The organism is Jonquetella sp. BV3C21, assembly GCF_000468895.1.
GTDB lineage: Bacteria > Synergistota > Synergistia > Synergistales > Dethiosulfovibrionaceae > Jonquetella > Jonquetella anthropi.
Genome location: NZ_AWWC01000029.1, coordinates 63,763 through 86,846, shown reverse-complemented (window position 1 = coordinate 86,846; position 23,084 = coordinate 63,763). Strand labels below are relative to the sequence as shown.

Sequence of the window (23,084 nt, the reverse complement as noted above, 5' to 3'; positions counted from 1 at the left end):
CTCCTACGTTTGTGTTTTGGCCTTGAAAGGCCATATGACCGCTGATATTGTACACGATTCCGGCGCTTCAGGCGCGGGGCCGCCCGACGTCGCGGCTCCACGCCCGACGGGCGAGCCGGCTCAGGAAGTCGGGCAGTTCCATTCCGGCACTTTTTGCGGCCATGGGGACGAGGCTGTGAGACGTCATGCCCGGCGCGGTGTTGATTTCGAGCAGGACCGGCTCCCCGTCCGGGGGCAAGCGGAAGTCGGCCCGGCCGTAGTCCCTAAGGCCAACGGCACGCCACGCGGCGACGGCGGCTTCGGAGAGGGCGCGGGCTTCTTCGCCGCTCAGCCGGGCTGGCGATTCGTACCGGCTGGCGCCGTCGGTGTACTTGGCCTGGTAGTCGTAGAACCCCGACGCTGGAAGGATTTCGACCGCTGGAAGGGCCTCAGGGCCGGAGCCTGAGTCCCACATGGCGACGGTGAGCTCCCGGCCGGGAATAAACTCTTCCACCAGCGCGCCGCCGCTCTTCTGCTCCCACGCGGCGTTCAGCGCGGGAAGGAGCTCTTCCGAGCAGGAGACGACAGACGTGGCGACCGTGCTGCCGCCGCAGTTGGGCTTGACGATCAGTTTTCCGTACCGTTCCAGCGCGCGGAGCAGGCCGGGAAGGTCGCCGGTTCCGTCTTTCTGCCTCACCAGCACGCCTTTGGGGGTGTGAAGGCCCGCCCGGTCGAACAGGGCTTTGCTGGCCCATTTGTCCATGCAGAGGCCACTGGCTAGGGGGCCGGAACCGACGTACGGCCGACCGCTCAGGTCAAGGGCAGCTTGAAGCCGGCCGTCTTCGCCCCACGAGCCGTGAAGGACCGGGAAGAAGAGGTCGCAGGGCGTTTTCAGGGCCTCAAAGACTTTTTCCGGCCCGGTCAGGTCGATCAGTTCGGTTTCGTATCCGGCGCTTTTCAGCGCTTTTTCAACCGCTTGGCCGCTGACGAGAGAGACTTCCCGTTCCGGGCTGTTTCCGCCGTACAGGACGACGATTTTTTGAAGTTCGCTCATGATCTCACCTGTCCTTCTCCGCGAACGATGTATTTGGTGCTGGTGAGCTGCAGTATGCCCAGCGGGCCGCGGGCGTGAAGTTTTTGGGTGCTGATGCCCATTTCGCCGCCGAGGCCGAAGACGCCGCCGTCGGTAAACCGGGTGGACGCGTTGACGTAGACCGCCGCGGCGTCGACCTGGCGCAGAAACCGCTGGGAAGCTTCATAGCTTTCCGTGACGATCGCTTCGCTGTGGCCTGAGCCGTACCGGCTGATGTGGTCCAGCGCGTCGTCCAGCGAGTCAACGGTCTTAATCGAGAGGACGAGGTCGAGGTATTCGGTCTCCCAGTCCTCTTCCGTCGCTTGGTCCATGGGCACGACGCTTCGGGCCCGCTCGTCGCCCAGAAGGCGTACTCCCCTTTCCCGCAGGGCCGAGGCGACCGGCGGCAGCAGCCGAGTCAGGGCGTCTTTGTGAATCAAAAGGGTTTCGATGGAGTTGCAGGTGGAAGGCCGCTGCGTTTTGGCGTTGACGGCGATGTCAACGGCCATTCGGCAGTCCGCCGAGGCGTCCAAGTACAGGTGGCACAGTCCCATGCCGGTCATGACGTAGGGCGAACGGGCTAAGTTTCGGACTTCCTCTTTCAGGTTCTTCCCGCCGCGGGGAATGAGCAGGTCAAAGTCACTTCGGGCCAAGAGCGCGCGGGCAGCCTCCCGCCCCGGCTCGACGTACAGGCTGACGGAACCGGCCGGCAGGCCGGCAGCACCGAACGCGCCAGTCAGACTTTCGGCAATCTGACGGTTGGAATGGGCCGCTTCGCTCCCGCCGCGAAGGACTGCGGCGTTGCCCGACTTGACGCACATGGCGGCGGCGTCGGCCGTGACGTTGGGCCGGGACTCGTAGATCATGGCGACGACGCCCAGCGGGACGCGGATTTTTTGAATTTCCAGTCCGTCGGGCGTTCGGAAGGCTTCAGTTCCTCCGCCGAGCGGGTCCGGCAGAGCGGCGACCGCTTCCAGCCCGCGGGCCATGTCTTCGACCCGCCGGTCGTTCAGCGTCAGCCGCTCGATCATCGCAGCTGACAGGCGGGCGGCCTCGGCGGCGGCGACGTCGCGCCGGTTCGCCTCGAGTATTTTCCAAGCGTCCCGCCTCAGAGCGGCCGCTCCGGCTGACAGGGCGCCGTCGCGCTGGCGCGACGACGAGCAGGCCAAGAGGCGCGCGGCGTCGCGAGCGGCAAGGCAGAGTTCGTCCAACGAGCTCATTCGTCTTTTCCCCTTTCTGGCCCGTTCGCGACGGGCCGGACGAGCATGTTGTCCCGGTGCATGACTTCGTCGTAGTCTTTGGCGCCCAACAGGCTTTCGATCTGGTCGGTCTGACAGCCGGCGATTTTCGCTAGGCTGCGGGAGTCGTAGTTAACCAGCCCGCGGGCTATTTCCTCTCCCGACGGGCCGCAGACGCTGACGACGCGCCCGGCTCCGAAGTCGCCTGACACGCCGGTGACGCCCGACGGCAGCAGGCTGCCGCCTTTTAAGCAAAGCGCGGCAGCGGCTCCGGCGTCAACGGTCACTCGCCCGTGAGGCACGTCGCCCCACGCGATCCAGCCTTTTCTGGCCCGCTCGGGCGTCGGGGCCGGAAGGAAGAGCGTGCCCAGTTCTTCGCCGTCCAAAATTCGGTACAGGACGCCGTCTTCGCTTCCCTTGGCGATAACCAAGGGAATTCCGGCGGAGCGGACTATGTCGGCGGCAGCCAGTTTGGTGAACATGCCGCCGCTTGACGCGTTGCTCCCCTTCGAGCCCGAGCCGTCGCGGATTTTCTGGCAGATCGTCTCTACTTGGTGAATCAGCTTGGCCGACGGGTCGAGCCGCGGGTCGGCGGTGTACAGGCCGTCGATGTCCGACAGAATAATCAGCAGGTCGGCTCCGGCGGCGCAGGCGACGAGCGCCGAGAGGGTGTCGTTGTCGCCGAATTTGATCTCGTCGACGGCAACAGTGTCGTTCTCGTTGACGACCGGCACAGCGCCCAGTTCCAGCAGGGCGCGGAAGGTGTGGCAGATGTTCAGGTACCGAGACCGGTCGCCGAAGGCGTCGCGGGTGACCAGCACCTGAGCCGCCGTGTGGCCGTACTCGCCGAAGAGCTTTTCGTACTCCCCGACGACGAGCCCTTGGCCGATGGCCGCCAAGGCTTGGCGGACCGGCAGGCTGGCGGGCTTAACCGCCAGGCCAACCCTTCCCATGCCGGCGCCGACGGCTCCCGACGAGACGAGTATGACTTCCCGCCCCTGATTCCGCAAGTCTGCAAGGCTCCGGGCGATGCGTTCCATTCGGCGCAGGTTCAGCGTGCCGTTCGGATGGGTAATCGTGCTGGTTCCCACCTTGACGACGATCCGCCGGCAATTTTTCAACGTTGCTCGGTTCATATGGCGTTTCCTCCTTGATCGGTTCAAAACCCCGTTTTGACGTGAAAGAAAAAAAGAGCCGGCTCAAAGACTTCCCGTGAGCCGGCTGCCGGTTCTCCCCGGCGCTTACTATCAATGGAACAAATCGTTGACGCCTTTGAGCAGTTCTTTCTTGAGGCCTTCTTTCAGCTGATCCACCGGATCCTGCGGCCGTTCGTCCTGAACGGGCTGATCCTCTGGCGCTGCTTGGCTTTCAGGCTGACTCTCGGGCTGAACGTCCGTCTTTTTAGGCTGAGGAACAGGAACGACTGGCGTCTTCTGCTTGCCGCCGCTCAACACGTCCCTGATGGCCTGCTCCACCTGACCGGAGGGCTTTTGAACCTCCCCAGCGGGAGCCGGCTCGGCTGTCGTCGTTTCTGCCGCCGTTCCTTCCTGCTTGGCTGGCTCCTTGATCGACGACGGTCCGACCTTCAGGCCCTTGATCTTCGGGCTGTCGGTCGTTCCCGTCACTGTGAACGCCACGTCGCGGAAGTCCGCCGACTTAGCGCCCTGCGCGCCGCCGGCCACGATTCCAGCCAGCGCGCCGCCGAGAGCGCCCTGAAGGCCACCAGCGGCACTGCCAACGGCCAAGCCGGTCAGTGCACCGCTGCCGGCGCCGAAGATGACGTTGATCGCCATGGCGTTCAGGTTGCCGTTCACCTTCAAGTTCAGCGCGCCGGTCGAGCCGATATTACCAGTAGCCTTGATGAATCGATAAATTTTATCACCGTCCCGGGCGAGCACCTGCGTTCCGGGCTTGAGGGTCAGCCCCGCCGCCCCGGTCGTCATGTCAAAGGGCACTTGAGCCGACGCGTATTTAAGTGATTTTTCCCCGTAAACCTGCGAGAGCAGGTCAACCCACGTGAAACCGACCACTTCTCCGCCGTCTGAAGTCAGCTGACCAGAGCCGGACAGCCTAAACGGCGAGAGAACGCCAGATAGCTGGCAGGTACCTGCAACGCGCCCGGTCAGACCGCCGCCCAGTCTGGGAACGGCCGCGCCGATGACCCGAAGCAGATCGACGTCCGAAGCGGAGACTTTCAGCGACAGGCCGAGCGTCTTCAGGTCCATCTTCGCGGGCGCTTGGAGCTTTCCGCCGTAAAAACCAGCGTGGAGGTCAGGAAGCTCCAAAGTCGTGCCGGAAAGACGGATCGAGCTGGCCGGTCCGTCGAAGGCAAACCCGGCGACGGTCAGCTTGTCAACCGACAGAGAGCCGGACCCGGAGTACGAGCCGCCGGCCATCTTGCCGTCCAGCGACAGCTGGCCTACCCCGGAAAGGCCGAGGGACGACGTGTCGGCGAAGCCGACGAACGCTTTTGACAGGTCCACGCCGAGGGCCTTGACGGAGAAGTCGCCGTCGGCCAGAGTCTGCAGGTTCATCGACCCTGAAAGGTCGAGGGCCGCGCCGCCGAAGGCGGCTTTGACGTTTTTCAGTGCCAGCCGTTTCGACGTGCCGTCAAGCGAGCCGGTCACCCCGTCAAACGCCATACCGGACGCGACGAGGCGGTTCGACGAAAAGTCGGCGCTGATCTTTGGATCGAGCGCCGTACCGGAGACCGACGCTTTGGCGTTCAGTTTGCCGGAAACCATGCCGGGGGCGAGCAGTTTGGTGATCTTGGCGAGGTCGCCGCCGGCAAGCTCGGCTTGGGCGTCCAACGCCAAGTCAGAGAGCCGAACCGACCCTGCAAGGGACAGCGGGCCGCCGGCTGAGCCTTGGACGTTGCTGAAGCGAACCGACTGGCCGTCGTAAGCTATTTTCCCGGTTAGGGAGTCAATCGGCACGCCGGCCGCGACGAGACGGTCCGCGCCGAACGCCAATTCGAGAGATGACGGGACGCCGTCCTGAACTGACAACTTTTGGTCGGTGGCGATCCAGAAACCTTTAACCGAGACTGGATCCAACGCCAGAGACGCGCTCTTGGCCGACAGTTCGACTTGAGGGTTGGAGAACGAGCCAGTCACTTTGGCGGTCAAGTCCGCCGCGCCGTCGATCTTCGGCAGGCCGGGGACGAAGGCGCTCAGGCTCTTGGCCGTGAGCCCCTGAGACGTCACCGACAGGGCGAGCTGACCTTTCAGAGGCGAGACGCTGCCGGAGACCGAGACGGGCGCGCCGTTCACCAGCGCGGACGTGCCGTTCAGCGAAAGCACGCCGTCGCGCCAGGCCAGCGGCACGTTCAGCTTGGCGACAGTCACCCCGGAGGCGGAGACCGACGGGGACGAGACTGTCCCGGTCAGCTGAACGTTCGAGAGCGGCCCGGCGGCCTTCACTTGACCGCTTAAAACGCCGCTGACCGGCGGCAGGTCGGAGAACATTTTTGTCACCTTGGCTAAGTCAAGCTGCTTGACCGAGCCGGCCAAGTTAACCGATGGGTTCTTGAGGAGCGACAGAGTGCCGTTTACCCCAATCGGAGCGCCGGCAAAGTTGGACGACGCCTGAAGCTTAACCTGGCCAGCCGAGTTAAAGTCAGCTGAAACGTTCGTGTCGGTCACAGACACGCCGGCGGCGGAGAGGGTCTTGGCCGCGATTCTCGCCTTGCCTTCCGGGGCGGCAAGCGGCCCGGAGAGGGAGATGAAGGCCTGCTCAACCTGCCCGGCCGCGTCGGCGGGGATTTCAGGCAGGTACTTTCGCAGGGCGTCTATCCCCACTGGGCCTTGACTAGTCAGCGAGATGTCCGTCGTCGCCGCCTTGCCGGAAAAGTCCATCGCGACGTGACCCTGCATCGGCACGCCGGCAAAAGCGACCGTCAGCGGATCGGCCCGCAGGGCGTCATTCCCGTAGCTCGTCTGAGACGAGAAGGACAGCGGGACACCGGCGACTGCGCCGTCGTCAAGCGAGACGGTTCCCTCCGCCATGGGGGCCTGAGGCGTGCCGCCCAAGGTCACCTGAGCTGAGACGCGGCCCTTGGCGACGCCTGAGGCGAGCTGTGGAACGATGACGCCCAGCTGGGTCAGATCCACGTCCGCCACCTTAACCGTCATGTCGATATTCGGCATGACTTTGCCGGAAAAGTCGATCGTCCCGCCGGCAAGTTCCAAGTGGGCTTTTTTGAACTCGGTGACGTCGCCAAGCGATCCCTGAGCCGTCCCCTTGACGGGGAAGCCGGAGACAACCACGTCCATTTCGCCTTCGACGCGACTGCCGTCCAGAGAACCGCCGAGGGATTTGAGCTCCACCGGCCCTTTGGGCAGGAAGTCAGGAAGCGGGGCCATCGGCGTTTTAGCCACTACCTCGGCCAGAGAGCGCAGCTTTTCAAACGTGCTCGTCACGCCGCGAAGCTCCACCCAGCTCAGGGTGACGTTGCCGGTAATGCTCTTGAGCAGGTTGGGACGCACGAAAAGGCTTTGGGCGTCAAGAAGCGGCGCCCCGTCCCGGTTCAGCTGAATGCCTTCCAGCGTGTAGCCTTTGAACGGGTTGCCGCCCACGCCCTGAATGGAAACGCCCATGCCGTATTCGTTGGCTACGAACTCACCGGCCTTGTGAGCGATCAGGTTCCCGCCGAAGTCGACGTTGTACAGAACCACGCCGCCGGCGACGAGAATCCCAAGAATCAGAAGAAGCGCCTTTTTACCTCTGGTCATGTTCATACCTCCAACTTCATCAGTTCCTGCGCTACCCCATCGCGGATAAGATTTCCGCGCCGTCAGCCTGAGCGGTCTGACAGGTCAGAACGATTTTTCCGCGGGCCAAGACGGCCAGATTGTCCGAAAAACGAAGGGCGTCGCTGAGCCGGTGAAACGCGCATAACAAAGCCGCGCCGGACGAGCGGAACTCGCCCAACATCTTGAAGAACCGCTCCCGGTCCCTTAAACCGATAAACGCCGCCGGCTCGTCAAGCAGCAAAACGCGCGCGCCGGCCGCCAACGCCTGAAGCAACAGGATCGTCTGCTGCTGCCCTCTGGACAGGTCTCCCACCCGAACGCCTCTGGCCGGCAGGGGAACTTCCCAACGGTCCAGCAGGTTCTGGGCGTCTTGAGCCATTTTCTTTCGGTCGACCCACAAGCCCCATTTGAGCGGCTCCCGCCCTAAAAAAATATGGGACGCCACGTCGAGGCCGCCGGCCAGCGCCGGGGACTGGGGCACGAGCCGAACGCCGGCTTTCTGAGCCAGACGGGGCGAGCCTAAAGTCAGCGGGCGCCCGTCGATTCGGATCGATCCGCTTTCGGGACGCTCAGCGCCGGAAAGACAGGCCAACAGGGTGCTTTTCCCCGCGCCGCTGCTTCCCAACAGGGCGGTGATTCGGCCCCGTTCCAGCGTCAAAGACGCACCGTCAAGGGCCTGAACGCCGCCGAAGCGCCGACAAAGGCCGACGGCTTCCAACGCATACAATTCAGTTCTCATTGTAACACGCGTCGGCTTCCTCCGCCGCTCCGAGGAAGCTGAAACAATACCCCTTCATTGGCCAAGAGAAACTGTTTCATCGCCGCGCCGCCGCCGAATTGGCCCAGCCGTCCGTCCGACAGGACGACCCGGTGGCACGGAATGACGATCACGAGCGGATTGGCGGCCATCGCGTTGCCGACCGCCCGGGCCGCTTTGGGACGCGCGGTTCGGCGGGCCAACTCGCTGTACGTGACGGTTTTCCCCCACGGAACGAGCCGAAGGGCCTCCCAGACTTGGAGCTGAAACGGCGTGCCGGAAAAGGCCAGCGGCAGGTCAAAGACCTTGAGCCGCCGGGAGAAATACGCCCGAAGTTGGCGGGCCGTCTCCCGAAGAAGCGGCGTGTCAGGCCCCTGGACGACGTTTCCCAGCTCGCCGGGGAAGCCGACCTTAACCAGTTTTCCGTTCTCCTCGCCGACTAGCAGGGGGAACGGTCCGGCGTCGACGCGCCTCAGCAGGACCGGGCCGCTCATTTGAGCCTCACAGGCAAGCCGCAGACGACGAGCCACGCTTGGCTGCAGGCGGCGGCTATTCTCTGGTTGAGCCGGCCCGTCACGTCCCTGTATCGGCGGGTGAACGGGTCAGCCGGAACGATGCCCATGCCAAGTTCGTTGGTCACGAAAATAAGGTCGCAGGGCGGGCAGGCGGCGGTCTGGACGAGCCGGTCGAACAGCCCACAGCTTTCGCCGTCCCAAACCTCCGGCGAGGACATGACGTTGCAGCTCCACACGGTTAAGCAGTCCACCAACGCGACGCCGTCAGACGGCAGGCCGGCCAAAGCGTCGGGCAGGTCGAGAGGCACTTCAAGGGTCGTCCACCCTTCGCCTCTGGCCTGCCGGTGAGACTGGATCCGCCGGGCCATCTCGTCGTCCAACGCCTGAGCCGTGGCGACGAAAAACCTTTTTTTCCGCCCTTTGACGAGCGACAGGGCGAATTCGCTTTTTCCGCTCCGGCAGCCGCCGGTCACTAAAATACTCTCCACGCCCAGCGCCTTCTTTCTTTAGCTCAATAGGGCGTAGACGGCCAGACAGACCGCCTCCGCCGTCTCACATGAAGCGCCCAGTACGTCGCCAGTAATGCCCCCCAAAAGCCGCTGGCATCGGAGATCCAAGCAAAACGCAGTCCCAGCGGCGCAGGCCAGCGCGACAAAAACAGCCAGCGAGCTGGAACCAAAGATCAGGCCGACCTCCAACAGAATCAGCCAGACGCCGCCGGCCCAGTTTTTTTTCGCGTGAGGGGCAAAGGCAGCTGCCAGCCCGCCGCCGGCGTAAGGGAAAAACGCCAGCCCGCCGGTCAGGCAGGCTCGCCCGGCGCCGCAGGCCAACAGCAAGGCCGTCAGTGGGTCAGGTATCGCGGCAATCGAAGCGGCCTTCAGCGATAAGACTGCCCAGAGAGCAACCGCCCCCATCGTGCCAATTCGGCTGTCCCGCATGACTTCCAACAGTTTTTCGCCCCGCTTGCCGCTCATGAGGCCGTCGAACGTGTCGGCCACGCCGTCCAAGTGCATTCCGCCGGTCACGCCGGCCAAGAAAACAGTGATGCAAACGGCACGGATGGTCCACGGACACCCGAGCCGCTGCAGCAGGTAAGAGACGCCGCCTGCCGCGGCTCCTATGACGAGCCCGCCGACGGCGAACAGGTTGATTGACCGGCCCAGCTCGTCGGCTTCGAACTGGCCCGGTATCGGCAGGCGGGTAAGAAATTGAAGAGAAGCGATTAACGATCGGATCATTTGGCGCCTCGAGTTCCGTCTTCCGAAATGCCTTCGGGCACGCCGGTCTGCTCGAAGGTTGGAAGCCCCATCAGCGCGACGGCAGAGCGCAGGAACGGAGCGGCCAACGGGCAGCCGGCCCCTTCGCCCAAGTGAAGGTCCAAGCTGTAGAGTGGTTCCAGCCCTAAGGCGTCGAGGACGGTTCCGTGTCCCCGCTCGCTGGCTCGGTGAGCGGCGACCAAGTAGCCCCGGCAGTCCGGGGCCAGCCTGACGGCCAGCAGGGCGGCGGCGCCGGAGACGAAGCCGTCGAGAACCACTGGTCGGCGCGCGGCAGCGGCGCCGACGATGAACCCGGCCATGGCGGCGATTTCAAAGCCGCCGACCTTGGAGACGACGTCCATCGGGTCGGACGGGTCCGGCCGGTTGAGCGCAATCGCCTTCTCGATCAGAGCAACTTTGTGCGCGAGTTTTCCCTCGTCGATTCCCGAGCCTAGGCCGGTCAGGACCGCGGCGCTTTTTCCGGTGAAAACGGCAGCCAAAGCCGCCGCCGCGGACGTGTTGCCCACGCCAATTTCCCCGACGGCTAAAAAGTCGTTCTCCGCCGCTAAATGCCGGGCGACGGCGGCGCCGACGTCAAGGCACTCCTGCGCCTGTGAAAGGGTCATCGCTAGGCCTGACGCAAAGTCGGCCGTGCCGGGCGCGATTTTTCGGTGGACCATTCGGCTTCCCAAGTCGGACAGATCGCCTTTTATCCCCACGTCCACCGGCAGGACGGTTCCGCCGTGAAGGCGGGCCATGCAGTTGACCGTCGCCGTCCCTTCGGCCATGTGGCGGGCCACCAGTTCGGTGACAATCTGGGGCGAGTTGGTGACCTGAGGCCGGAACAGCCCGTGGTCGGCGCAGAAGGGAACAACGCAGAACCGCTCCATCGTCGGCGCGAGCTCGCGGCGCATCGACGACAGCCGGGCCGCCAGCTCCATGAGCTTTCCCATGGCGCGAGGCGGCATGGTGAGCCGGTCAAGGTGCGCCCACGCCTTCGAGTACCACTCGTCTGACGGCGCTTTCAGCTCCCTCAGCGCCATTTTAAAGTCGTTCACCGTTCCCCCTCCTTCAGCGTCTCTTCAAGCGCGGCCAGCAGCTGTCGGTTCGCCGTCCCGTCCTTGACGGCCAGCCGAACGTATCGGTCGTCCAGCCCGGGGAAGTCGGCGCACCGGCGAACCAAAATTCCCCGCTCGGCCAACTTTTGAGCGACGAACGTTCCGGTCGTCCGCTCGAACCTGACGAGGACGAAGTTGGCCGACGGCGGGAAAACGGTCACGCCGGGCAGATTGGAAAGGCCGTCCGTCAGGTATTTTCTCTGTTCGATCAGCCACTTTCGTCGGCTGGCGGCGTATTCGTCCAGCCGGCCGAACGCCTCGGCCGCGCGGGTGGCGGGGCCGCTGACCGACCAGTCGGGGAGCTCGTCGGCCAACTTGGCGAGCAGCTCTTTTCCGCCCAGTACCCAACCGAGACGAAGCCCCGGCAGGGCCAGCGACTTGGTTACCGACTGAAACACGACGACGTTCGGCCGTCCGCGCAGCAGGGGCCAGCACGAGTTGGCAGCCCCGCCGTCGGTCAGGGTCACGAACGACTCGTCAAGGACCAGCAGGCCGCCTCCGTCAAGCCACGGGGTCAGGGCGGAAACCAGCTCGTTTGGCTGGAACAAAAACGACGTCGGGTTGTTCGGGTTGCCCATCAGAATTGCCCGGCAGCCGGCCGCCCCTTCCGCCAGATCGTCCGGCGACGGGCCGGGAGATTCCAGTTTCAGATGGAACGGGCGCACGTCATGCCCGCCCCGGCGGGCCAAAGAACGCCGGTAGTCCACAAAACTGGGCTCGGGCAGCAGAACAGGACTGGGCAGCAGCGGCCCGAGCGCCCAAAGGAGCTGGGACACACCGCAGCCGGGAAGGACTTCGTCCTCCGAAGCGCCGCACAATCGGCCGACGATCTCCCGAACGCGGCGGCACTGAGGATCCGGGTACGACGTCAGGTCATCTGACAGGTGTTCCGTCAAGGCGTCGGCCACGGGACGCGGCACGCCTAACGGGCAGATGTTGGAGCTGAAGTCGAGCCACCGTTCCCGGCCCCAGGTCCGACGGGCTCCTTCCACGTCGCCGCCGTGCCGCGCCGCCGTCATGGCAGGAGCCACAGAGGCGACAGGAGCAGCGCCGCCCAGAGCGTCGCCGGCCACAGAAACGACCGAGCCATGTCGATGTGCCGGACGTTCGGCTCGTCGGTTCCGCCGGTCAGTTCGGGCTTGACGACCGTCATTCCGCCGTAGGTGTGAGTCCCGCCAAGGGTGATTCCCAGCGCCCCGGCCATTGCGGCTTCCGGGTATCCGGCGTTGGGGCTCAGGTGGCGGCGCCCCTGCTCGAAGCCGGTGCGTAGCGTCTTGGCCCCGTCGAAACCCAGACTCGGCGCCATCAGGGCGAACAGAATGACAGCCAGCCGGGCTGGAATCCAGTTGAAAACGTCGTCCGCCTTCGCTGGGACAAAACCGATGTCCCGGTGCGTCTCGTCCAAGTACCCAACCATTGAATCCATGGTGTTGACCGCCTTATAGGCCCACATGGCCGGAGCGGACAGGCCAAACGGCGCGCCGAGCGCCGCCCAAAAAATCGGGGCCAAGGCGCCGTCCGAGCAGTTTTCCGCTACCGTTTCGACGACCGCCTGAACTACTTGATATGAAGAAAGCTCTCCGGTATCCCGTCCAACAAGGCCGGCCAGCCGACGGCGGGCCGACGGCAGGTCGCCGGCGCGGAGAAACCCGGCGACAGCCGCGGCTTCCCTGCTCAAACAGGTCGCCGCCAGCCCAGAAAACAGCCAGTAGGTCTGGACGAGAAAGCCAGCCGCCGCGCTCAGCCGACCGGCGGCGGCAACGGTCGCCCAGACGAACAGAAACGTCCCAGCGACTGTGGCGCACCAGCCGGCCAGACCGGCCAGCCGAAGGCGAAAGGCGCTTCGCTCTCCCCCGCTCAAACGTTTTCTTGCCAGACGGTCCCACCAGCCGATGAACCGGCCAACAGCGCAAACCGGGTGAGGCAGCCCTTCCGGGTCGCCGAACAGCCAGTCGGCGGCCAGAGCCCAAGCGAGGGAAAAGAGGCCGGTCACCTCGCTACCCCGACGATTTGGTCGAGCTTGGCCACGTCCAACGACGATTCCAACAAGTCAGCTAGCCGGTCGTACCGTTCGTTCCGCTCCTCGGCTGTCAGAGGCGCGGCGGGAACCTCCAAGCTGTCCTCTTCCGGCAGGCCGGAACGGAAGTACCGCACCACGCCGAGAACTGGCTTGCCTGTGATGTTCTCGATCATGGCCAATCCGGGTTCCAGAAGCGACAAATCGCCGCGGAACTTGTTGATCACCATTCCTTTGACCAAATCGCGCTCCTCCGGGTCCAGCAGGAGCAGCGTCCCAGCCAAGGCGGCGAACACGCCGCCCCGGTCGATGTCCCCAACCAGCAGAACCGGCGCGCCGGCCATTTTCGCCATGCCCATGTTGACTAAGTCGTCCTTTTTCAGGTTGATCTCCGCCGGGCTCCCGGCTCCCTCGATGACGACCACGTCGTTTGACGCGAGAAGGCGCCGCCAGGACTCTTCCACTTTGGGACGGAACTTTCCCTTGTCGGCCTGATACTGGTGGCCCGGAATCAGCCCAATCGAACGGCCTTGGACAAACACCTCGCTGACCCCTTCGCCGGCCACCCGCAGGAGTATCGGGTTCATGTCGCTTTCCGGCTCCCGGCAGGCGGCTTCGGCCTGAGTGACCACGCTGCCGGCGATCGCCCGGCCGTCCGGCAGGTAGGCAGGGAACGCCATGTTCTGAGCCTTAAACGGCGCGACGCGAAAGCCCCGGCGGGCGTACAGCCGACACAGGCCAGCCGTCAGCACGCTCTTTCCCACCGAAGACGAGCACCCCTGAACCATCACGCACTTGGATAAAAATCCCATCCCGCACACCCCTTCTCAGTCCGCTTGCCCAGTTGGGCCGGACGCGCCGGAAAACGTTCCGGATACCGTCACGATACCAGTTCATCTGGTGAAAAACAACAGCTTGTCTCTAGTTTCAGTTTGTTTTTTCATCTACAATGGACGAACCAAGAAAAACCCCTCTGGGGCCTATGTTCTTTCGGAGGTGAGACCGTGACAATCCAGTTTATCGGCTGGGCTGCGGCCGTCAGCGCGCTGTGCGCGGCCTGCGCTTTGGCCGTCGCGATCTGGCACGTCAGGCTGTCCCGGCGCGACAGCGACGACGCCCTCGACATGATGATCGGCCTGCTTCAGGAGGAAATGAAGGACCAACGGGCCGAGGCGCTCCAGCGCGGCGCCGAAAGCAGCCGGGACGTGCGCGACGCTCTGGACTCTTACGGCCGGCGGGCGGCGGAGAGCTTTGACCGGCTGAGCGGACTTCAGGCTCGACAGATGGAGTCGCTTGAGCGGCACACGACCGATCAGCTTCTGTCGGTTCAGCAACGACTCGGCGAGCAGGAGACAAAACTGGCTGAGGCCCTCGCCCGGCTTGAAAGCGAGAACTCCCGGCGGGTCGACGAGCTCCGTCAGGCGGTCAGCGAACGGCTTGAGACCACCCTGTCCCGACGGCTGGGCGACTCGTTCGCCCAAGTCAGCGGACAGCTGGAAGCAGTTCAGCGCGGCTTGGGAGAGATGCAGGGGCTGGCAGGCGACGTGGGCGACCTTCAGCGGACCCTCACGGGCGTCAAGACCCGAGGGACGTGGGGGGAAGTTCAGCTCGAAAGCCTCTTGTCGCAAATTCTCGCCCCGGCTCAGTACGAACGGAGCGTCGTCCTTGATCCGGACTCGGCCGAGCGGGTCGACTTCGGGCTGAAAATCCCCACCGGCGACCCGGACGAGCCGCCGCTGTGGCTGCCCCTTGACGCCAAGTTCCCTCTGGCGTCATACGAGCGGCTGTTGGCCGCCAGAGAGCGAGGCGACGCCGACGGAGAAGCGGCTGGCCGACGAGAGCTGATCAAGGCCCTTGACCTTCAGGCCGCGTCGGTGCGGAAAAAGTACGTCCGCCCGCCGGTCACGACCGACTTCGCCCTGCTGTTCCTGCCGTCGGAAAGCCTGTACGCCGAAGCGCTGCGCGACCCGTCGACTCTGCCGTCGCTTCAGGAGCGGCACCGGGTCGTCCCGGTTGGGCCGACCACATTGGCCGCCCTGCTCAACAGCCTGAGGCTCGGCTTTCGCGCCTTGGCCATCAGCCGACGAAGCGGCGAGGTCTGGCGGATTCTCGGCGACGTGAAGACCGAGTTCGCCCGCTTCGGCGAGGTTCTCGAGCGGGTGAGGAAACAGCTCGGCGCCGCGGCAAACTCGATTGAGGAGACCGGCCGGCGGACCCGGGCGATGGAACGGCGGCTCGAGGGCGTTGAACGGTCCGATGAGCCGGAAGGGCGAGAGCCCGAAGGACCGGCCCCCAGCCATAAAAAGGCGGAGGCTCTCCGATGATATCGGAGGGCCTCCGCTCGTTTTTACTTCTCGTCTTTCGGGCCCACTTGAGCGGCCCGAGCCCCTTCAAAGTCCTGCCAGATGAGGGCGGCCAGCGCCGGGTCGATCGCGACACGCCCGCCGATACGGGCCAGAGCTCGAATGCCCGTCAGCAGGGCCTTGTGCCCGTCTTCCCCGACCGTGGCCTCGGCGAACGCGGCCGTGTGGGCCGGCAGCTTAGTCTGGCAGATCGAAAGGAGCGGATGAATGGCCGGACAACGGTATGATACGTTGCCGATGTCGCTGGACCCATCCAGCTCTTCGCCTTTCGCCACCGGAATACCCATGTCGTCCAGCACGCGGAACGCCAGTTCTTCCGCCGCTAAGTTGGGCAGCATGTCGTCAAAGCTCGGCATGAATTTGTTCCACGTCACGGACGTTCCGGTTGCCAGCGCCGCTCCCTTGGCGGCCGCCAGGACCATCTCGTTCAGGCTATCGAGCCGCGGCCGGTTGACGGCCCGCGTCTCGACGCGGCACGACGCCTTGGGAGCGATGACGTTGATCGCCCCGTCGCCGTCGGTGATGACCGAATGGAGACGGTCCGACGGCATCATGTGAAGCCGCATCATGTCCAACGCGTTCAGGAAGAGCCGAAGGCCGTTCAAGGCGCTGCGGCCTTTCCACGGGGCGCCGGACGAGTGAGCCGGCTTGCCCGAAAAGTCAAACTGCCAGCCGTCCAGCGCGAGAAAGCGCGACGCGACCTTAGCCATTCCGGTAGTGCAGTGGAACATGAGGGCGAGCGTCACGCCGTCGAACACTCCGCCTGACGCCATGGGGATTTTGCCGCCCCACGTCTCTTCGGCCGGCGTGCCGATCACCCAAACAGTGGCGTCGCAGCGGTGACGCTCCAGCACGTGGGCCAGCCCCATGCCGGCGAACGCCGCGACGGTGCCGTGAAGGTTGTGACCGCAGCCGTGTCCCACGTCCGGCAGGGCGTCGTACTCCACCAAAAACGCGACCACCGGGCCGCCGTGCCCCAACGTCTTGCGGGCCATAAACGCCGTGGGCATCTCCATGAACGGCTGCTCTACCGCGAAGCCGTGCCGCGCCAATAGGGACGCGAAAATTTCGCTGGAGCGGACTTCCCCGCCGGAAAGCTCCGGATGAGCGGCCAGATCATCGCTGATCCGCACCGCCTCCGGCCCTTGAGCCTCTATCCACTCGTCAAGCCCTGCCTCGACCGACTGCCAGACCTTGCACTGCTTGCGCGCTTCAAAGTTCTCCTGCATGCTCTTGCAGGGCGCCTTGTCGAACACCTCTTCCCAAGTGACCTGCCTGGGCTGAGGTTCAACTGGTGTCGATTCTGCAGCCGCCGGTTCTGTCGGCTCTGGCTGAGCCGGATTCTCAGGGTAAACGGCCCCACGAACCGGGAAGGCGGCCGGATGGCCCTCTGTAGCCTCCGCGTCCCAAAGGACCGTGTACTTCCGCAGGAACATCGTCGGCGAGTAGGCCAGCTTGGCGTGGCGCAGCCCCGGGTCCCCCATGTCCTCCTCCCGGTTAAGAAGCTCATACCGGCCGTTCAGGAAGACGGCGAAGTCCTGGTTAACCACCTGGTACGAGCCGTCGTACTCGGCCAGCCCTTTTTCAAAGTGAACCTGCAGGGAGCCGTCGGGAACCGGCTCGGCGAGCGTGTAGGCGATCAGCTGACCGTCCGCCGCCACGGCGCCGCCGACTAAGCCGAACTCCTTCCAGTGGGCCAAGGCCAAACGAATGCAATCGTTCTCGGTCCTCAAAAGCGTTTCCGATTTCGAGCCCGGTTGGAGCGCCTGCTCTGTCAGCCAACGGGCCTGAAGGGCCAAGATCGGGTCGATCAGCTCGTCGCTCAAGGGGACGAAAACGCTTTTGTGGTGCCGACGGAACTGGTTGATCTTGTTGCGCCGTCGCATGTGGCGGTTTCCGGCTAAGGTCTCCAACTCGCCGGCCCGGTACAGGTACTCGAACGAGTTTCTGTCCTCTTCGATGGCGATTTTGTGCCCTAGCTGGTCGGACCAGATCAGGGCCAGATGCTCCGGAACCGTGACGAACCGGGCTTTCGGCCCCACCTGTTCGATGAGCCGTTTTTCCCAGTCCTGATTCTCCCACGAGCCGGCCGGCGGCAGGTGCAGGGCCTCAGGCCGAGTCTGACGGAGCCAGACCAGATCGTTATCCCACGCGGCCTCGTAGCCGAAGAGCCCCGACCACCCCAGCAGGATAAGAAAGCTCTGGTCGGACGAGCTTTGAGGGCACTCCTTCCACAGGTTTTCATAAGCCTCCCGCTGCCTCAGTTCCAACGGTTGATAGGGTTGCGTCACGTCAGTTCCTCCTTGACAGCGCGCTCACTTCGTCCCGGCGGGCGAACCCGTTTCAGGATCCGGGGCCGGAGCGGTCAGGCGCTGATAGATGCCGTAGTTGGCAAGAACTTTTTTCACGTACTCTCTCGTCTCGTCGAACGGAATTTCCTCAATCCACTTCTCCCGGCTCAGCTCGGGGGAGTTCGCCCCGTTCCATTTCGTCACGCTGCCCATGCCAGCGTTGTAGGCCGCCGCGGTCTGGTAGAGCGAGTCGAACTTTTTCATCAGCCACGCCACGTGGGAAACGCCCAGCGCGATGTTGTCCGACGGGTTGTACCGGCTGAAACTCTTGAGCTGCAGCCGCCGCGCCTCGTCCTTGGCCGTGCCGGGCATGAGCTGCATGAGCCCGGCCGCTCCCGCCCAGCTCGTGACGCTCGGGTTAAAAGAGCTTTCCTGCCGCATGATGGCCCAGATAAATTCCGGCTTAACTGACAGCTCTTCGGCTTTGGCCTTGACCAGCCCGCTGAACGCCTGCGGCCAGAACAGCTGGACCGTTTTCTTGTCCGGCAGCTCCTTGCCGTACAGGAGCGCTTTTGTCAGAGGCCTGACGGCGGCAAACGCCTCGTCGTCTTGGCCCAGCCAGCGGCATACCCGAGCGAGAGCCAACCGGTCAGCGAGGGACGTTTTGCCTTCCAGTTCGAGCTTGGCGTGGGACACGAAGCCCCACTTCTCAAGATCCGACGGCGGCGACGCCGGATCCGGCGTCCCGTCGGGCCGCTCGACGAACAGAGGCGCGTCAGGGACGGCGATTTGGCTGTAAAACGAGTACGGGTCCTCGGCGGTCAGCCTTTTCAAAACCTTTTTAGCCTCGTCGGGCTCGTCCAGCTTCTGCAGAGCCTGAGCCTGCCAGTAAAGCACCTTCGGAAGCTGAGACCAGTTTTTGCATTCTCCGGCCCGCCGCCACGCGTCAAGGGCTTCCTGAGCCTCTCCGGCGATCCAGTGCTCCCAGCCGCGCTGCCAGTAAAGGTCCGCCGTCTGGGGTGACTTGGGGAACCGGGCGTCCAACTGCTCCTGAGCCCATTCTTTTTGGTCGGTGGACCGCCTGCTGAGCTGGGACAGAGCAGAAAGGGCCAGAGACTCGTCGTCAGACGACGCGGCGGTCACAAGGGCCTCCGTCGCCGCCGCCGCGGTCTCCTCGTCCTTCGACTCGGTCAGGGAGGACAGCCTCTGACAGGCCTGACGGACCATCTTTCCCTGCGGCGTTAGCAGGGACGCGTAAAGCGGCACCGCGTCCTGTCTTTGACCCAGCCGAACCAGCGCGACCGCTCGGGTATAATCTGCCAAAAGGCCCCACTGGCTCTTCAACGGTACCTTCGCGAGCAGGGCAACGGCCTCTTTGTTGTTTCCGGCCACGTAGGCCGCCCAGCCGAGCCGGTAGTTTTTCTTCGCCGACTCGGGCGCTTTTTTGATGACCTCCAGAGCCTTGGCGTTCGCCCCTTCAAACGACAGCAGAGCGTACGCCTCGTCAGCGGTCATACCCCCCGACGCGGCCAGAGCGCGAAGCGCCATCTTCCGGCGGGAGGACGACTTGCCGGCCAATTTAAGCATCTTTCGATAGTGAACTAGGACGTCCTGCGGCGTCCGAGCCACTCGGGCGAGAAGGTACTCGCCGAAAAACTGAATCAGCGAATTATCCGACTTGGCCAAGGCAATGCCCGCCTGCCGGGCGTCATCCTTCTGGCCCAGGCGCTCAAGCGCCAGAGCCATCAGCAGATCCGCGTACGGGCGAACCGACGCCGGGTACTCGTCTTTCAGCTCTCCCATGATCGCCTGACTCTCAGCCCAGCGGCCCTGAAGCCATAGGGCGTTGGCGGCCAAGGACCGGTCGACCGGCTTCAGGCAGCTTTTATCGGCAAGCAGCGCGTCGACTTTCTTCCAATCCCGAGCCCAGAACGCCGTGGCCATCGGAGTGACCGAAGAAACTGGTGCTGACGGGGCGGAAGCTATCTTTTCCCCTGCGGCGGAGAAAACCGGGATCGCGAACAGCAGCGCCGCCGCCGCGATGGCGGACTTCAATCGAAACATCAAATCACCTCTCTCGTCGCCGTTGAATATCACGCCTGTGTTTTCAGTGTACCACGGTTGATATGGCCTGCGAACCGAAAGACGGCCCATCGCGTCCGGCTCTCTTGCCGGGGCCTCTTTCAACCTCGTATAATCAAAGGAAAGAAACGCCCGCGAGGAGGAATGGCCTGTGATCAAACGAGGACTGATCGAAACGATCTTTTCGGCGTTCAGCATCGAGCGGTGGAACGACCACCCGAGAACCGCCCAGTTCACCGAAATGGACAAGCAAGCTCACAAGGCCATCATCGCCTGGGCGATCGCCCGCACCGAAGAGGACCGCGGGCGGACGATTGACTGGAACCGGCTGATCTCCGGCGGGCTGTTTGAATTTCTTCACCGGGTCGTGCTGACCGACATCAAACCGCCGGTCTTTCACCGGCTGATGGCCGACCCGGAGCAGAAGCGCCGGCTGGACAGCTGGGTGCTTTCCCAGCTTCAGCCGGTCCTCTCGCCCCTGCCGGGCCGCCAGTTCGAGGCCTGCGGCGAGTGGTTCCTTAACGGGGCCGACTGGCCCGAACGGCATATTTTAAGCGCCGCCCACTACTTGGCGACCCAGTGGGAGTTCGGCTTCATCTCGTTTTGGAGCGCGCCGCTCTACGGTATCGAACGGACAAAAAAGGAAATAGACGACGCGGTCGCCGGACACGCCGATTTGCCGGCCGTGGCCGCGGTGATCGAGTCGAGGAAGAAAGGCTCCAAAGAAGGGCTGTCGGCGTTCTTCTCCTTGGCCGGACAGCTTCAGTTCCAAAAACGCTGGGCCCAGACGAGCCGCTTGCCGGTCACGTCGGTGCTTGGACACCTTTTCATGGTGGCGCTGCTCTCGTGGTGCGGAGCCCTCGAGATCGGAGCCGGCCCGGTCAGGCGACGAAACGACTTTTACTGCGGCCTGTTTCACGACCTTCCGGAAGTCCTGACCCGGGACATCATCAGCCCGGTGAAGCGAAGCGTTCAGGGGCTTGAAGAGCTCATCAAGGACGTGGAAGCTCAGGAAATCCAGCGGGTCATCTTTCCGCTCCTGCCGGAATCGTGGCGAAGCGACCTGCTCTACTACTGCATGGACGAGTTTGAAAACCGCGTCCGTCCGGGCGGCCGGGTCAAAATTCTGCAAGGCCCGCTCGGCCCGGAACACGACGCGCCGGAATTTGACGGCGTCGACGGCCAGATCGTGGAGGCATTCGACAAGCTGTCGGCCTTCGTAGAGGCCAGCCAGTCGGTTCGGCTGGGAATCGCCGCTCCCGCCCTGCTGGAAGGCCGCCGCCGGATCTTGGAGCGTTTTGCCGGCAAACGAATTGGGCCTCTGGACATCGGCGCCCTGTTCGATTATTTTCTGTGAGATACCCACACCTTGGAGGAGGAATTATCATGCGACCGATCATCGCTATTGCCAGCAATCTTGAGTTTTACTCGAACCGGGAAAAGGTCTCGGCGAACCGCCAGTACACCGACGCCGTCATCGCCGGCGGCGGCGTTCCGCTTCTGCTGCCGGTCACGCTGGAGGAGGAAGTTCTGTCCAGCGCGATGGACATCGTCTCCGGACTGCTTCTGCCCGGCGGCATCGACGTCTGCCCGTCCTTTTACGGCCAAGACCCTCAAGAGGGGCTGGAAACGGTAAACCCGGAGCTGGACCAGTTCCAGCTGGCCGTCCTGCAGATCGCCTGTGACCGGAAGCTCCCTGTTCTGGGCATCTGCCGGGGCGAGCAGGTTTTGAACGTGTTCTTCGGCGGCACGCTCTACCAGCACCTGCCCAACCGAAAGAACACCATTCAGCACCGTCAGCCCATGGCCGAGCGGTTCACCAGCCACAAGGTGACCGTTGAAGAGGGAACAAAGCTGGCGAAGATCACCGGCACGTCGTTCTCAGTCAACAGCTTTCACCATCAGGCCGTTGACGCGCCGGGCAAGGGGCTGACCGTCTCCGCTCTCGCTCCCGACGGGGTCGTTGAGGCGGTGGAACACAAGGACCTGCCGTTCGTCGTGGGCATCCAGTGGCACCCGGAAGGACTGCTTGGCCACACGCCGGAAGCGCTTCCGATTTTTCAGGCGTTCGTCGCCGCCTGCGCAGCCGCTAGGCCGTGACGTCTCGAAACGTTAAGGCCTTCCTGCTGGCTCGGCTCCGGCAAAAGCTCCGAGAGATTGCCGGCCTGCTGGCGGCTGCGCTCGTCCTGTCGGCGGTCTTGGCACTCGTCGGACTTCTCGTCCTGCTCCTGCTGCCGTCCAGCTGGGCCGACGCGGTTCGATCGCTGAACCTGAAACCGAACGCCGCGTCCCTTGCCCGCATTCGGGATGCTCTGGGCTCCGACTGGCGGGGGGGCGCGGCGTTCTTTGGGCTTCAAGTCCTGCAGGTCGTGTTAGCTCCAATTCCGGGGCAACTCGTGGCGTTCGCCGGTGGCGCCGTCTTCGGCTTCTGGAAAGGGCTTGCCATCACCATGGCCGGCGTGGAAGTCGGCTCGCTGGCAGCGATCCTTTTAGCGCGGCGGTTCGGCAGACCGGCGGTCGATCGGTTCGTCCCAGCCTCCGCGGCCCAAAAATTCAGCTACCTTTTGAACGACCGGTCAGGAGCCGGGTTCTTCGCCCTGTTTCTGCTCCCGGCCGTGCCGGACGACGCGCTGTGCTTTTTAGCCGGACTGACGTCCGTCCCTCTGAGGCGGATGATGGGGCTGTGCCTCCTCGGCAGGCTTCCCGGCTTTGCCGTGCTGTGCTTTGCCGGCGCCGGCGCGGGGCAGGGCGGCTGGGCGGCGCCGGCCGTCTTTGTCGCCGCCGTTTCAGTTGGGCTGGCCGGCTGGTTTTTCTCCGACGAGCTGGTCGACCTGGCAACCCGCACGTCAAGCCGCTGGGGCAGGCGCTGAACTGCTCACCTCTGCAAGGCCCTGTTATTTGCCCTCCGGTTCGGCCTCGCCCCGGCAGATCTCTTCGGTTCGGGACGCGCCGATTCGCGTCGCCCCGGCGGCCAAGAACGCCAAAGCCTGAGCCCGCGTCCTGATTCCCCCGGACGCCTTGACGCCCATCGAGCCACCGACCGTCTGAGCCATCAGCGACACGGCGTGCTCCGTGGCCCCGCCGGACGAAAATCCGGTACTTGTCTTGACGAAGCCCGCCCCAGTCTCCCGACAGAGACGGCACGCCCTGACGATCTGCTCGTCGTTAAGAAGACAGGTCTCCAAGATGACTTTAACGATCCGGCCGGCCGCCGCCTGAACGACTGCCTTCACGTCCTGCCTGACCGCCTCGTCGTCGCCGGGTTTAAGAAGCCCGATCGGTAAAACCATGTCCAGCTCGTCCGCGCCGTTTTTGACGGCATCAGCCGCCTCAAAGGCCTTGGTCGCGGTCGTCGACGCGCCGGACGGGAAACCGATGACGGTGCAGACCTTCACCGAACTTCCGGCCAACCGGCGGGCCGCCAGCGGGACGTACAGAGGCGAGACGCAGACCGACGCGCAGCCAAGCCGAAGCGAGGCGTCGCACAGCGCGTTGATCTGTTCGGGCGAAGCGTCGGGCGCGAGAAGAGTGTTGTCAATCAGATGGGCCAGTCGTTCCATTTCTTTGCCTCCTTGTCGTTTTCTCTTATTATGCCACCGATTGATAAAGCGCCGCCCCACAAAAGGGGCGGCGCTTCGCTTT

At 64.1% G+C, this 23,084-nt stretch carries 19 protein-coding genes; 4 read left to right on the top strand and 15 right to left on the bottom strand.

Annotated elements, in window-relative coordinates; translation table 11 throughout:
• Window positions 1-67 precede the first annotated feature (67 nt).
• From HMPREF1249_RS07710 to HMPREF1249_RS07655, 12 genes are all read right to left on the bottom strand, one after another.
• Window positions 68-1,033: a D-alanine--D-alanine ligase family protein gene (locus HMPREF1249_RS07710; protein WP_008520229.1), complete on the bottom strand. Its 966-nt coding sequence runs from the start codon at window positions 1,031-1,033 to the stop codon at window positions 68-70.
• Window positions 1,030-2,271: a glutamate-5-semialdehyde dehydrogenase gene (locus HMPREF1249_RS07705; RefSeq protein ID WP_021776106.1), complete on the bottom strand. Its 1,242-nt coding sequence runs from the start codon at window positions 2,269-2,271 to the stop codon at window positions 1,030-1,032. Before HMPREF1249_RS07705 ends, HMPREF1249_RS07710 begins: the two co-directional genes overlap by 4 nt.
• On the bottom strand, window positions 2,268-3,425 hold the full coding sequence (gene proB, locus HMPREF1249_RS07700; protein WP_021776103.1) for a glutamate 5-kinase: 1,158 nt from the start codon (window positions 3,423-3,425) through the stop codon (window positions 2,268-2,270). The genes HMPREF1249_RS07705 and proB overlap by 4 nt, the downstream gene beginning before the upstream one ends.
• Window positions 3,426-3,536: 111 nt before the next feature.
• Window positions 3,537-7,022 carry an AsmA-like C-terminal domain protein gene (locus HMPREF1249_RS07695; RefSeq protein ID WP_021776092.1) on the bottom strand — a complete coding sequence of 1,162 codons (3,486 nt, stop codon included), beginning with the start codon at window positions 7,020-7,022 and terminating at the stop codon, window positions 3,537-3,539.
• A gap of 31 nt (window positions 7,023-7,053) precedes the next feature.
• Window positions 7,054-7,782: an ATP-binding cassette domain-containing protein gene (locus tag HMPREF1249_RS07690; RefSeq protein WP_039873488.1), complete on the bottom strand. Its 729-nt coding sequence runs from the start codon at window positions 7,780-7,782 to the stop codon at window positions 7,054-7,056.
• Entirely contained in the window at window positions 7,779-8,294 is a 516-nt protein-coding gene (locus tag HMPREF1249_RS07685) for a methylated-DNA--[protein]-cysteine S-methyltransferase (RefSeq protein ID WP_021776101.1), read from the bottom strand. The genes HMPREF1249_RS07690 and HMPREF1249_RS07685 overlap by 4 nt, the downstream gene beginning before the upstream one ends.
• Entirely contained in the window at window positions 8,291-8,803 is a 513-nt protein-coding gene (gene cobU, locus HMPREF1249_RS07680; protein WP_021776094.1) for a bifunctional adenosylcobinamide kinase/adenosylcobinamide-phosphate guanylyltransferase, read from the bottom strand. Before cobU ends, HMPREF1249_RS07685 begins: the two co-directional genes overlap by 4 nt.
• 18 nt (window positions 8,804-8,821) lie before the next feature.
• Window positions 8,822-9,553 (bottom strand): adenosylcobinamide-GDP ribazoletransferase, encoded by a 732-nt coding sequence (gene cobS, locus HMPREF1249_RS07675; protein WP_008520219.1) that lies wholly within the window; start codon window positions 9,551-9,553, stop codon window positions 8,822-8,824.
• Window positions 9,550-10,629, bottom strand: a complete 1,080-nt coding sequence (gene cobT, locus HMPREF1249_RS07670; RefSeq protein WP_021776110.1) for a nicotinate-nucleotide--dimethylbenzimidazole phosphoribosyltransferase — start codon at window positions 10,627-10,629, stop codon at window positions 9,550-9,552. The genes cobS and cobT overlap by 4 nt, the downstream gene beginning before the upstream one ends.
• Window positions 10,626-11,762, bottom strand: coding sequence for a pyridoxal phosphate-dependent aminotransferase (locus HMPREF1249_RS07665; RefSeq protein WP_231286715.1), 1,137 nt, complete (start codon window positions 11,760-11,762; stop codon window positions 10,626-10,628). Before HMPREF1249_RS07665 ends, cobT begins: the two co-directional genes overlap by 4 nt.
• Window positions 11,705-12,682 carry an adenosylcobinamide-phosphate synthase CbiB gene (cbiB, locus tag HMPREF1249_RS07660; RefSeq protein WP_008520213.1) on the bottom strand — a complete coding sequence of 326 codons (978 nt, stop codon included), beginning with the start codon at window positions 12,680-12,682 and terminating at the stop codon, window positions 11,705-11,707. The genes HMPREF1249_RS07665 and cbiB overlap by 58 nt, the downstream gene beginning before the upstream one ends.
• On the bottom strand, window positions 12,679-13,518 hold the full coding sequence (locus HMPREF1249_RS07655) for a cobyric acid synthase (protein WP_021776099.1): 840 nt from the start codon (window positions 13,516-13,518) through the stop codon (window positions 12,679-12,681). Before HMPREF1249_RS07655 ends, cbiB begins: the two co-directional genes overlap by 4 nt.
• 192 nt (window positions 13,519-13,710) lie before the next feature.
• Here HMPREF1249_RS07655 and rmuC point away from each other — a divergent pair, with 192 nt between their 5' ends.
• Window positions 13,711-15,030, top strand: a complete 1,320-nt coding sequence (rmuC, locus tag HMPREF1249_RS07650) for a DNA recombination protein RmuC (RefSeq protein WP_021776098.1) — start codon at window positions 13,711-13,713, stop codon at window positions 15,028-15,030.
• 23 nt (window positions 15,031-15,053) lie between these two features.
• Here rmuC and HMPREF1249_RS07645 read toward each other — a convergent pair whose 3' ends face one another.
• Complete coding sequence (locus HMPREF1249_RS07645; RefSeq protein ID WP_021776093.1) at window positions 15,054-17,360, bottom strand: amidohydrolase; 2,307 nt, start codon at window positions 17,358-17,360, stop codon at window positions 15,054-15,056.
• A gap of 24 nt (window positions 17,361-17,384) precedes the next feature.
• Window positions 17,385-19,424: a lytic transglycosylase domain-containing protein gene (locus HMPREF1249_RS07640; RefSeq protein WP_231366896.1), complete on the bottom strand. Its 2,040-nt coding sequence runs from the start codon at window positions 19,422-19,424 to the stop codon at window positions 17,385-17,387.
• A 169-nt stretch (window positions 19,425-19,593) separates the two neighbouring features.
• Here HMPREF1249_RS07640 and HMPREF1249_RS07635 point away from each other — a divergent pair, with 169 nt between their 5' ends.
• Genes HMPREF1249_RS07635 through HMPREF1249_RS07625 form a run of 3 tightly spaced genes read left to right on the top strand, consistent with a single transcriptional unit; the run spans window position 19,594 to window position 22,312 of the window.
• Complete coding sequence (locus tag HMPREF1249_RS07635) at window positions 19,594-20,799, top strand: HD domain-containing protein (RefSeq protein WP_008520207.1); 1,206 nt, start codon at window positions 19,594-19,596, stop codon at window positions 20,797-20,799.
• Between the two features lie 29 nt (window positions 20,800-20,828).
• On the top strand, window positions 20,829-21,542 hold the full coding sequence (locus HMPREF1249_RS07630) for a gamma-glutamyl-gamma-aminobutyrate hydrolase family protein (RefSeq protein ID WP_008520206.1): 714 nt from the start codon (window positions 20,829-20,831) through the stop codon (window positions 21,540-21,542).
• On the top strand, window positions 21,539-22,312 hold the full coding sequence (locus HMPREF1249_RS07625) for a TVP38/TMEM64 family protein (RefSeq protein WP_008522526.1): 774 nt from the start codon (window positions 21,539-21,541) through the stop codon (window positions 22,310-22,312). Before HMPREF1249_RS07630 ends, HMPREF1249_RS07625 begins: the two co-directional genes overlap by 4 nt.
• A 24-nt stretch (window positions 22,313-22,336) precedes the next feature.
• Here HMPREF1249_RS07625 and deoC read toward each other — a convergent pair whose 3' ends face one another.
• Window positions 22,337-23,002 (bottom strand): deoxyribose-phosphate aldolase, encoded by a 666-nt coding sequence (deoC, locus tag HMPREF1249_RS07620; RefSeq protein ID WP_021776105.1) that lies wholly within the window; start codon window positions 23,000-23,002, stop codon window positions 22,337-22,339.
• Window positions 23,003-23,084: the final 82 nt, after the last annotated feature.